This is a genomic window from Roseovarius sp. Pro17, from assembly GCF_035599575.1.
Lineage (GTDB): Bacteria > Pseudomonadota > Alphaproteobacteria > Rhodobacterales > Rhodobacteraceae > Roseovarius.
In genome coordinates this window covers 3166603-3178615 of sequence record NZ_CP141179.1, presented here as the reverse complement: position 1 = coordinate 3178615, position 12013 = coordinate 3166603, and the positions used below count along the sequence as shown (strand labels likewise).

The window sequence follows — 12013 nt, the reverse complement described above, 5'->3', positions numbered from 1 at the left end:
CGTTACGTCATGTCTAGCGTGATCGAAGGTGGGGCTTGGTTCAAGGTGGCCTGTAACAAGACCGGTAAACCTAGTGTTAATGGATTATACGGATGGTATGTAGTATGGAGCGATTCAGGACGTGCGGCTGCGTCGTCCAGAAAACCTGACTGAACCTTGGTAGGCGTGTCACATCATGTCATCGCTGTCCTACCCCACATGTGAAAGACGCGACTTTTTATGACGCCAGCACCCTCTCTTGGACGCGCGGAACTGATCGAGGCCCGCAAGAAGGGTGGAGGCCTTATTTTCTGGGCATTCGTTTTCAGCATCTTTGTCAATTTGCTGATGCTGACCGGACCTCTCTACATGCTGCAGGTTTATGACCGCGTGCTGGCGTCACGTTCGGTCGAGACGCTGGTCGCGCTGTCAATCCTGGTCGCTGGTCTGTTCGCACTGATGGCGGCGCTGGATTTTGCCCGCGGTCGGATCATGGCGCGTGTCGGCGCCCGGTTTCAGACTGCCCTGGATGGCAGGGTTTTCGAGGCGACGCTCAGACGCTCAGTCAAACCTCAGGATCAGGCGCTATCTACGGCTGTTTTGAGGGACCTCGATGCGGTGCAGACCTTTTTCGCCTCTCCTGTTTTGCTTGCCTTGATGGATATTCCCTGGACGCCGATCTTTATCGCGGCAATCTTTCTGTTCCATCCGATGCTGGGCTGGCTGGCTGTCGCTGGCGGTGGGTTTCTGGTTGTGCTGGCCATGTTGAATCAGGTTCTGACCATGCAGAAAGTGCGCAAGGCGCAGATTACCCAGCAGGGCGCGCACAGCTTTGCAGATCAGGCGCGGGCCGGCGGTGAAATCGTGCTGTCACAGGGCATGCGCGCGGTCATGCGTGAACGCTGGATCGCCCGACGCAACGAGGGGCTCAAGCAATCAATCGGTGCCAGTGACTGGACCGGCAGTTTTGCGTCGTTCACGAAATCGTTTCGCATGTTTTTGCAGTCGGCCATGCTTGGGCTGGGGGCCTTCTACGTTCTACAAAACGAGATGACGCCCGGATCAATGATCGCGGGTACGATTCTGCTGGGCCGTGCCTTGGCGCCGATCGAACAGTCGATGGGGCAATGGCCGGTTCTGCAGCGTGCCCGGTCGGGGTGGCGCAACTTGTCGACCTACCTTGCCACGATAGCGCCTCCGGCCCGGCGGACCGAACTGCCGGTACCTGCGGCCCGGCTGTCCTTGGCTGGTGTGACGGTGATCCCGCCAGGGGGCAAGCTGCCGACATTGCGGACCATAAATTTCCGGGTCGAACCTGGACAGGCCGTCGGTGTGATAGGGCTGAGCGGCTCGGGAAAATCGACGCTGGCCCGGACAATTCTAGGATACTGGCAGCCCCTATCGGGCGAGGTGCGCTTGGGCGGTGCCACGCTAGATCAGTATAACCCGGAAAACTTGGGCAAGCATATCGGATATCTGCCGCAAACTGTAATCCTGTTCAGCGGCACGGTGAGTGAAAACATCGCGCGGATGGCGCAGTCTCCCGATGCGGAGGCTGTGATTAAGGCCGCCAAACGGGCGAATGCACATGAAATGATAACCCAGCTGCCGGACGGGTATGACACATATATCAACGCAAACGAGAGCATGCTGTCCGGCGGGCAGCGTCAGCGCATCGCGCTCGCTCGGGCGTTCTATGGAAACCCGGTGCTTCTGGTTTTGGACGAGCCTAACTCGGCCCTAGATTCTGATGGAACAGAGGCGTTGAATCTTGCGGTGCGCGAATTTAAGAAAGCCGGGAATTCGGTTCTGGTCATGACTCATCGTCCGGTGGCAATCACGGAATGTGACACACTTATGGTCCTCGAGAAGGGGATGGTCGTCTCCATGGGGCCGCGGGACGATGTGATGAACAAGATGCTAGCAAACGTCGACAAGGTGCGACGCGTGGTTTCAACTGAAAAGGCCGGCTAATGGCACCGAAGAAAACAGCACAGACCTGGCGTGGTACTTTGCCGCTCGCGACCGGGATCATTGCGCTTTTCGTTCTGGTCGGGGGCCTTGGGGTCTGGCTCGTGCGTACAGAAATCTCGGGGGCCGTGGTTGCCTCGGGGATGGTGCAGGTTGAATCCAATCGGCAGGTCGTCGAGCATCTTGATGGCGGTATGGTCGGTGAAATCCTGGTCAAGGATGGCGACATCGTCGAGGCGGGCGATGTTCTGATCCGCCTCGACGGACAACGCGTGAAATCGGAACTGACGATCGTTCAGGGACAGCTTCAGGAAATCATGGCCCGTCAGGCGCGTCTCAGGGCCGAGCGTGACGATGCCGACACGGTGGAGCCCGACGAAGAATTGCTGGCACTTGCCGCCGATAGTCCCGAGATTCGCCAGATCATCAAAGGAGAAGTGGCGCTGTTCGACGCCCGCCGCGCCGCGTTAGCTCAGGAAGTTGATCTATTGGGCGAGCAGAACCGCCAGATCACGAACCGGATCGAGGGGATCGAAGCCCAGCTACAAGCCCTGAGAACTCAGCGGGATTTGTTGGAGCAACAATTGACCGACCAGCAGTCCCTGCTGAAGCAGCAGTTGACCCAAAGATCCCAAGTCGTCGATCTGCAGCGGGAAGAGGCCGATTTTCTGGGGCAGATCGGACGACTGGAAGCCGAAATCGCGGAACTGCGCGGCCAAGCCGCAGGCAATGCGATTGAAGTGCTGCAGCTTAGGACGCGGCGCCAGGAAGAGGCCGCCACCGAACTCAGGGATATGCAGTATCGTCAGGCTGAACTCTTGGAAAAACGCTCCTCACTGTTGGAGACGATTTCCCGTCTGAATGTGCGCGCGCCGGTTGGTGGCGTGATCTACAATACGCAGGTTTTCGCTGTGCAGTCTGTGGCGCAGCCGGGCGAGCCGTTGATGTATGTCATCCCTCAGGATCAACCGCTGGTCGTGTCCAGCCAGATCAATGGCATCAATATCGACGAGGTTTACGTCGGGCAGGAGGCGATCCTGCAATTTTCTTCGTTCAATCAGCGCGATACGCCCGAGGTAAGGGGGCAGATATCTAGAATATCAGCAGATGTCATCAAGGACGAGACCACAGGTCTGAACTATTATTCCGCCGAAATCCTGCCGTATCAGGTCGCGATCGCCGCGCTCGGAGACCAAACCCTGGTGCCCGGCATGCCGGTAGAGGTGTTCATCAAAACCAGTGATCGGACCGCGTTTGAGTATCTGACGCAGCCCTTGATGAATTTCTTCAATCGTTCATTCCGGGAGTGAGCATTGCTTTGACCACTAGTCGCATGTGCAAATAATTGGGATTTTGGGACAAATATGACACATACCGGCAACAATCTTCGTGTAAATTCACGATTTGCGCGCTGCTGACGATAAATGATACTCATTCTTTGCTAGAAAGAAATCGAGCATAGAGGTTGCAGAGCGCGGTCAACAGCGCCGGAAGCAGCCCGTCGAGCAGAGCAGGCAAACAAATGAACCTATCGGAACCTGGATACGGGCGTATTCCGTTGAGGCTGGTACTGCCGGTCATCCTGATATTATCTGGATGCGATAAGGTCGCTCCATATAAATCACCAAGCATGCAACTTACCGATAAATATTCGGTCGTGGTGCCTGTGCAAGGTGGCGGCTATGAAAAATGGTGGGCATCCTTCAGGGACCCCACGCTTGATCGCCTGATTGATCAGGCTTTGTCCGACAACCTGTCTCTTGCCGAGGCTGAGTGGCGCATCGAGGAAGCCCAGTCCAACCTACGGCGGGCAGGGAACAGCGTGAGTGGAAACGCAGAAATCGAAGCCGCAGGCACAAGTGCCGGTTCGGAGTCGGGTTCGGTCGAACTTACTGCGCTGTTTGACATCTTTGGTCGTCGCGCTGCACGCGTTTCTGCTGCGAAAGCTCGTCTCGATGCCGAGAGGCTCGGTCAGATCGATACGCGCCGCCTTCTTCTGCTGGAACTGGCAAGCGCTTACGTCGATCTGCGGTTCTTTCAGGAAACCCTCGCCGAGCGGAAGGGTGACCTCGGATCTCGGCGGACCACACTGCGCGAAATTACCAAACAGAAGGAACTGCAAGCCGCAACCGAGCTGGATGTTGTTCGCGCCAAGGCGCTGGTAGCAGAGATCGAAGTCGACATGCCCCAGCTCGGGGCCAGTATTATCGAGCAGCGCAACCGTATCACGACGCTGCTTGGCAAGCCGGTCGGCGACCTTGGCGTCAATCTGGGGTATTCTGGCACTCAGCCGCATCCGCAGGGGTTGGGAGAGATCGGCGTTCCGGCGGATCTATTGCGTCAAAGGCCGGACATCCAGCAAGCTGAACGGCTATATGCTGCCGCAGTTTCGGACATGGCCGAGGCCAATGCAAACCGCTATCCAAGCCTTAGTCTCAGCGGCCTCATACGCGCGCCCTTCGATGGTTCGGGCGGAAGCGAGTCGCTGACGGCCGGGCTGATCATTCCGGTATTCTCGCAAGGAGCACTGGCTGCGGAGGAGAAGGCCGCTGCAGCCCGGGCCAATCAGGCATATTTGCAGTGGCGCTCTGCGGTTCTATCAGCCGTGGAAGAGGTGGAAACGGCGCTGGCATCGCTGCGCGGATCCCTCGATGCGGTGAGTGCGGCACAGCGTGTCGTGTCACTCAACGACAAATCACTCAGCCTGACCCGCAAGCTGCTGGAAAATCGCGGCGATATAACTGTTCTCGACCTGCTGGATCGCGAGCGAACCTTGACCAACTCGCGTACGACTCGGGCCGGTATCCAGAGAAGTGTCGCATTGGATTTCATCACCCTGCGCGTGGCGCTGGGTGAGGGGATTGTCGTCAAGATCGCCCAGTAGAACCGTCAGTCGCAGCGAGACTGCCTTATTTCGCAAAGGGATCGCGATAAAACCCAAGTCGCTGCGCTGCCAGCCGCCACAGCACGGGTGGCTCGTGAACAACATAGCGGTGCCATCTTTGACGTGGCTCCTTGAGCAATCTGTACAGCCACTCAAAACCCCCTTCGGTGATCCAGGCGGGGGGGCGTTTAAAAGTGCCCGCCTCGTAATCGATGGTGCCGCCCAAGGGCAGGTAGAGCTTGATATTGGGCATGCGGTCGCGATAGCGAATGATGAACTTTTCCTGACGTCCGCCACCGAGACCGACCAGAAGCACGGTCGCGCCTGATGCATTTATCCTGTCGATCATCTGATCGGTTTCAGCTTGGTTTTGGTCGAAATCGAAAGAGGGCGCATCGGTCCCGACGATGATCTCGCGTCCCACCTTTTTGTTGATGTTCTTTGCTGCGATTTCGGCAATTCCAGGCTGGCCGCCGCACAAGAAAACCGTGATGTCAGGATTGTCCTTGTGGTGCATGTAGAACCGCGGGAAATAATCCGACCCCGAGACTCGTTCCTGCACTGGCGTGCCAAGGAATTTAGTGGCGAAATACAAGACCTGGCTGTCGCAGGTGATCAGATCAAACTGATCGAAGATATCGTAGAACTCCTTGTCACGCTGCAGTTTCATGATCATGTCGACATGCAAGGTGAGCATCATGCCTTCGGTGAAATTCTCGACCACCTCGTCCATCGTCACGTCATGTACATAGACGTTAAGCAGTTTCACCTTTGGGTAGGTGTGACTGCTATGAAGACTGTCTTGTGGATCTGTGCCTGCATCTGCCATCACGCGGATTCTTTCATATAACGGTCCACTAGTATCCTGGTGCTGCGGATGTTGGCCGCGCTAGACGCGCCGAACACGATGGATTCCACGCCCGGCAGTTCGGACACCCATTGAATGGCCTCGTCAGGCGGCAGCGCCCCGGACGCATAGACCGACATGGCCACGGCGCGAACACGGCCGGATTTCAGCGCATCCAGATACGCATCAAAGCCTCCAGACATGCGAAACCCTATCTTGTTGATATTAGAACAGATGATCGGCCGTTCGATACCCTCGGATTCCAGCGCCTTGAGAAGCATCGGCATGTTCATCGTGATATAGGCTGGCTCGGCGTTGTACTTTTCGACGACATGATCGTGAAAGGTGCGAAAAACGCGGGTAAACCCCATACCAAGGAAAAGATCCGTGAACACGTTCTGCATGAAGATTACGGGCGTTTTAAGCCCGGCAAACATCTTCATCTCCATATCGATGAGGATCTTGATGATCCCGTCAATTTCCTTGGTGGCCAACGCCTTTCCACCGGTCAAGGCGGTGCTGAACAGGCCATCGTCGGGCATGAAGTGTCGCAAGCTGCCAAGCATGCCATATTCGGTCACGGCATTGGCATATTTATGGGCATAGGGCATGCAGGGGTAAAAAGTGAAGTCAGGGTAGCGTTCCGGGGCCGCGCGAATACGGTCGGCCACTTGGGCGATGCGGTCATGGGTCGTGCACATGAAGGTGGGAATCCCCTCGTCATATGCAACGTCGAGCACATCCATGATGGCGTCCGTCTTCTGGAACCGCATCGACTGTGCGCGGGCCTTTTCTTCGGACATATGGTTGATGCCAAAGAACTGGTTGTCGCCGAATAGCAATTTGTCCATGAGCTGTCTCCTGCTTCAGGTCCGCATGAGCCAGCTGCGCTTGCTGCGCGTGGCCGGTTTTTTGGAAACGTTAGGTTCTCCGACGGCATTTCCAGTTTCAGCGTTCTCAATCACCATGGCCATGGTCTGGTCCGTTTCGGCAGCCGAGCGAAAGCTGTTTTTGGCGACTGGGACTTTGGTGCCATCCTTGGCGGCGCGAACGGCCCCGACGAAATCATCGGCCTGTGCTGAATATTCCTCGCCGCGCAGATAGAACCAAGTGTCTTCAGTCAGCTCGGTCGTGTATTTCACGGTCCAGCCCTTGTCGTACTCCGGCAATGCGGTGACAGGTTCGCGCAAGTATAGCTGGCATTCTTGACGATCTGCATAGAGCCGGCCATTGGTACCTATCATACTGATTTTGGTTGCCATCTTGCGGTGGCTCTCGTCGCACCAGTTTACCGAGAGTAGTGCGGACGGACCATCTTTCCAACTCAATACAGACATTACCTGATCATCGATGTCTTCGGAAAACACCGAAACCATGGACGAGCCCGAGACGTGCGCAGGGGTTCCAAAAAACCAGTTTAGCAAGTTTATTGGATGCGCCGCGTAGTCGTAAAGACAGCCCCCACCTTCGGATTTTTTCGACCGCCAGGTCTTGCGCGCAGGGCGCAGGATGACGGGGCCATAAGCTTCGGCCTGGACATGCGTCACCGTGCCCAAGGCACCGCTGTCAAGAATGCGTTTCATTTCGCTGAAGGCGCCGACATGACGGTAGTGATAGCCGACCTGATTAACGAGGCCGCGCGCCTCGGCCAGATCGGCGAGCGCAACACTGTCCTGCCAATCAAGGCAGAAAGGCTTTTCACAGAAGACGTGAATACCCTTCTCAAGCGCGGCGCGCACCATGGGTGCATGCAGTTTTGAGGGTGTGGCGATCACGACGGCATCAAGAGGCTCATTTTCCAGCATGCTGGCGAAATCCTTGTGGATCGGGGTCGCGATATTCTTGCCCAACACGTCAAGCAGGAAGCCAGCCTGATCGCAGATCACTGCGTCGACATCAGGATGTGCATTGAATATCGCAAAATGGGACAGACCCATCTTGCCCAAACCGACAAACGCGGTTCTGATATTTTTTACCATCAGAAAATACTGCCCCGTAAATGTCCAAAAAGATAGATTTGGACTGCTGGATTACCCCTATCTCATTGCAACGTCCACGGGGCGGTATCAAGGCGCTAGATTGGCTTTTTCAAGAAACTAGATTGGCTTTTTCAAGAAAAATGCCTGTGCCAGCGCAACTTGGGGTGGTTTTTCAGGACGACAAATCCTTGAGTATGGCGTTACGCAGCTTGTGATCAGCCGTGTCATTCGGTCCGCTCGCCCCCAAGGCCTCGAGAATTTCCTTTGATGACAGTGGTTGGGCATCGACCAGTTGACCGAATTTGACCGGCATTTTCTCGACGGTAAGCCCTAGTATCCAGCATGTCAGCGCCAGACTGACGTGCCCGGTGAAGTCCTTGGGACATCGGGCCAGATCTGCGGCGGCGAATGTGGGAAAGCGCGTCCATGTCCCGGCGTAGATATTCATCGTCTGTGGACTAGCCACGGCAAACTGGTCGCCGATCATGAGGTTGCCATAATGCAGGCCTGCTTTCTTTTCAGAGAACAGGACCGGCCGCGTCATCGTAGCCTCAAGTAGATCATGCCAGTTGAAGGCGGTAAACTTTACCTCCAGATCGGGCCGGATACGCATGTGCAGGTCGAAATCGCCAGCTGCCTGCGCCATCTGGTCTGCAGCGTGGATCTTGTAATGCATCTTTTGCTGATTTGAGAATCCGGCGAACCTAGCTGAGGTTTCGTCGTCCAGAACGACATGTTCGGTGCCATAGAGCGCCTTGAGGTCTTCTGGATCTGCGCGGGCGCTGGTTGCAAGTCTAGCAAAAAGGGCCGGATAGCGTGCGCGGACCGCTTCATAACCCTCGGCCACAGCCAGCTCTTTGTAGGCGTGGACAAAGTGCTGGCCGGAGAAGGGCAGGACATATCGAAAGGGCTGTGCGTCCGCCATTCCGATATTTTGCCAACTGTGAACGAAAAAGGTCACATCCACATCCTGCAAAATAGAGGCGCGCCAACTGGCCAAAGCCGTTTCGTAGCCGCGAAGCTGTCCCGAGACGCACACCGCGACCCGCAGTCGTCGCCTTGCAGCAGGCAGGATCGGAAATGATCTGCGTGCCAGCGATTTTCCTGCCTGCAATACCTGATAACTTTTGGTGTGTAGCCGCTTTGTGCCAGCGCGCGTGGGCCGGGCGTCTGGCAGAGCTGCGCGGGTATCTGACGCATCACCGGCGAGATCCGCGATGTTGTTCAACGCCAGTTGATCCAGCCGCTCAGGCGTTATCACGCCGGTCCGTCGATAGTGCCGAACAACCAGCATACGGGCTGCCGCGATGTCCATGTCGCCCCCCGGCAGGTGAGAGCCAAGAAAATCGTCAAGGTCTTGATTGTCGCGATCAGTGAAAATGCTGCGGCCCGAAAGCCATTCCAGGAACAGCACATGATACGGGCGCAATGTCTTGCTGTCAGCAATCCGAGAGGTTGACGCCTGATAGTGAGTCAGCAGATCGTCGCGGTTTTTGCCGAAATGCATCTCGTTGAACACGGAGCTGTAGGGCAGGGCCAGATCGTCGGGGTCAAACTGCTCGAACCATTCCAGATGCCTCTTCGTGATCTCTTTCTGCGAAACCCACGGCGTAACAAAGGCCCGGACCGTCAATAGAAAGACGATGACGTTCTTTGCCTCATTGGTGTCCTTGGGTAACTCTTTGACGAGGTTGATCAAAACCGGGCCAACCTCTTTCATGACACGGGCGACGACATCCTGTGCGCCAGACGTTAGATGGCTGGCAATTTTATGGACAAAGATGGCAGGGCGCTGCGAACATTGGGGCTGGCGAATAAGCTGACCGATGCAAGCTTCTTTCTGGGTAGCGTCCCAAGCCGTCATGGCCGATGTGCCGCTGGCGTCAATCAGCTCGCGCGTCGCGTCCAGATAGGCCGCAGGATCCTCCGGGCTGGCCGCGAGAGTTCTGGCAACCTGTTGCAGTGACATCAGAAACTCTCGCCTTTCAGGGCAAGGTATTCTTCCGGCGTGCCACAGAAACGCACCTCATCCGGAGAGATCAGACTGTAGCGGATGTCGAGACCGTTCTGGATCGCAATATTATAGAGCGGCGCAATATAACGCTCGCCGCCCTGAAGATCGGCGGGATTTCTGGTGGCGATATCGGCGTAGAGATCCTGAAACAGGCCGACTGTGCGGAAATGATAGAGCCCGGTGGAACACAGATTGGAAATCCGGACCTTCTCGGCCACCTCGGCGGCGCGGTACGCCTTTGGATCCGTATCGTCGGGGCGCACGAAGGACCAGTGTGTGCCTTCGCCCGGAAATACCTCCACATAGCCGTCCACTTTTGAGACGTCGAAGGCTTCAGGGTGGTGAAATCCCTTCCGGATTGTGTCGATATTAAAGATCGTCAGTGGCTCTGCCTTGCCGACGTTCGCCGCGATCAATCCTGTGGCGACAGTTTCGGCCTGACCGGCAGTTTCGCCTTCCAGCGCGACGATCCGGTATCTGTCCTCGGGCAAGCCCAGCTTGCGGCATTCGCTTCGGATGAACTCGGGGGTGTCGTATATCTGGCGGCAGATGATTAGAAATTCTTCTTGTGAAAACAGGCCGGAAAAGCTGTCTAGCGCATGTGCAAAGACCGTTCTGCCATGCAGGTCCAGCATATATTTGGGAACGGTATATCCCGCCTTGAAGAAACGCTGACTCAAACCTGCCATGGGCAAAACGATCATGTGTGTGTCCTATCCTTCAGACGGGAAAACAGCCTGAGGCCGGTTGCAATAAACTGTTTCTGAAGATCGGGCCGCTCGGAATGCAAGGGCAGCATCGAGAAGAAGAGCAGCGCCGTCATGGCAGTGATCTCGGTCATGTCCAGATCGCAGGTTTCGGTAATGAAACGCTCAAAGATGCTTTCCAGCTCGGGCTGATGCGCGGGCTGTTCGACCGTCAGACGCCAGGAGGTTGGGGTGTCCTCAACCAGCCGGGAGCGACCGAGCACGATCTTGTCGTATTGGCCAATGATCGAATGGGCCAGTTTTGCCAGATCGTAGCGCAGATCCCCAAAAAGGCTGGTTTCGCCCCCCGATAGCTGCCCCCGTGGGTCGATGGACAATATCCGTTGGGCGGTGAAGTCGTAGAACATGTTGCCGAAAAATAGGTCCCCATGCCAGAAGCGGATATGCTCGGGCTTGGTCTTGGGGACGTGCTGGATCAGCGTCTCTACGACCTCGTGAAGTGGGGGGTAGGCTGTTCCGTCCAAGGTGATGGACGTATCCTCGACCCATTCGTGGTCGGCGCTATACTGGCTGAACCTCTTGCGGGTCTTTTCGACAATCATCTTTTCAAAAAAGTGATTGGCGAACTCGGGGGCCGCCTCGGGAGAGCCTTCGGGCGGGCGCACCACATGGCATTTGTCGATAAGCTCAAAACTGGCCGAGAGAATTTCCAGCCAGCTCGTCAACGGCAGCGACCCGAATGCGGCCACATCACTCAGAAGCGGATGATAGAGATATTCGATGTGATATCCTGCGCGATGATCACGGTCGACGCGTCCGCCATAGCGTGGCACATGCATGCGCAGGGAAGTCGGAAGGTTTTCATACCAATTGGCTTCGGCGCGAATTTTCAGCGTATCGGATGATTGCTTGAGCAGTTGATCATCCTCGTAGATCAGATCGTTGAATACGCGTTTGACCAGAATACTCTTCTTGGACCTGAAAAGCAGCGGAAGATGCCCAAGATCGAACCAGTTGTCGGGTTCGATGCACGTCAGGGGCTGGCGCGAATGGTAGACGTTAAGTGCATCCACGATCGAGCGTTCCCGACACGCCTCTGAGAGCAGCGCAGGGTCTGAGAACGTGAAATAACCACAGACGACGCGGCGGGATTCCAGCTGTTTTGGCGGATCGTCCGAAAAGACAAGCCGATCGTTTTCATGCGTTTGTGCATAAGCCCATGGATAGTTCGCCGTCGAATCCTGCACGGCGACGACATCGCTACGCATAAAGTCCCGGTCGGACATGTTGACCAGCGTGTCCCCATAGAGAATGCGCAGAAGCTCGCCTTTGGCCAGATCGATCTGGCCGAGGGCATGATCGATCGCTTGATTCAGACTGAGACTGGGAGGCTGCGGAATTATGGAAAAGCCGGCATCCGATAGGACCTGGCGATCGAACGGTGATATTTCGAAATCTTCCGGGACGGTGATGGCGCGGCTTTCGCCAAAGGCGATTTTGCCTTGAAGGGTGAACAGGCGCTGATCGCCAATCGGCAGAAAGCTGGGCAGCAGCTTGCCGAAATGCAGGGCGATGTCTTCGCCGACGGTTCTGGCGGACAGGATCAGAAGCATTGTATTGAAAGGACCGTTT

The 12013-nt window shown here is 56.2% G+C and carries 9 protein-coding genes; 3 read left to right on the top strand and 6 right to left on the bottom strand.

The window, feature by feature from the left end; all coding sequences use genetic code 11:
* Positions 1–219 precede the first annotated feature (219 nt).
* The 3 genes from U3654_RS15370 (at position 220) to U3654_RS15360 (ending at position 4834) form a co-directional block, all read left to right on the top strand.
* Positions 220–1953, top strand: a complete 1734-nt coding sequence (locus U3654_RS15370) for a type I secretion system permease/ATPase (protein WP_324752425.1) — start codon at positions 220–222, stop codon at positions 1951–1953.
* Entirely contained in the window at positions 1953–3260 is a 1308-nt protein-coding gene (locus U3654_RS15365; protein WP_324752424.1) for an HlyD family type I secretion periplasmic adaptor subunit, read from the top strand. The genes U3654_RS15370 and U3654_RS15365 overlap by 1 nt, the downstream gene beginning before the upstream one ends.
* Positions 3261–3415: 155 nt before the next feature.
* Positions 3416–4834, top strand: a complete 1419-nt coding sequence (locus U3654_RS15360) for an efflux transporter outer membrane subunit (protein ID WP_324752423.1) — start codon at positions 3416–3418, stop codon at positions 4832–4834.
* A 25-nt stretch (positions 4835–4859) separates the two neighbouring features.
* On the opposite strand, the gene U3654_RS15355 is transcribed toward U3654_RS15360, so the two are convergent.
* The 6 genes from U3654_RS15355 to U3654_RS15330 form a co-directional block, all read right to left on the bottom strand.
* Positions 4860–5663 carry a WecB/TagA/CpsF family glycosyltransferase gene (locus U3654_RS15355; RefSeq protein ID WP_324752422.1) on the bottom strand — a complete coding sequence of 268 codons (804 nt, stop codon included), beginning with the start codon at positions 5661–5663 and terminating at the stop codon, positions 4860–4862.
* Complete coding sequence (locus U3654_RS15350; protein WP_324752421.1) at positions 5663–6532, bottom strand: hypothetical protein; 870 nt, start codon at positions 6530–6532, stop codon at positions 5663–5665. Before U3654_RS15350 ends, U3654_RS15355 begins: the two co-directional genes overlap by 1 nt.
* Before the next feature lie 15 nt (positions 6533–6547).
* Positions 6548–7660 (bottom strand): Gfo/Idh/MocA family protein, encoded by a 1113-nt coding sequence (locus U3654_RS15345; protein ID WP_416384523.1) that lies wholly within the window; start codon positions 7658–7660, stop codon positions 6548–6550.
* Positions 7661–7832: 172 nt separating this feature from the next.
* Positions 7833–9629, bottom strand: coding sequence for a hypothetical protein (locus U3654_RS15340; protein WP_324752420.1), 1797 nt, complete (start codon positions 9627–9629; stop codon positions 7833–7835).
* The gene (locus tag U3654_RS15335) at positions 9629–10378 is read right to left on the bottom strand and encodes a glycosyltransferase family 2 protein (protein ID WP_324752419.1); all 750 of its coding nucleotides are present in this window, start codon (positions 10376–10378) and stop codon (positions 9629–9631) included. Before U3654_RS15335 ends, U3654_RS15340 begins: the two co-directional genes overlap by 1 nt.
* A complete protein-coding gene (locus tag U3654_RS15330; protein WP_324752418.1) occupies positions 10375–11994 on the bottom strand; it encodes a hypothetical protein in 1620 nt (539 codons plus the stop codon). The genes U3654_RS15335 and U3654_RS15330 overlap by 4 nt, the downstream gene beginning before the upstream one ends.
* Positions 11995–12013: the final 19 nt, after the last annotated feature.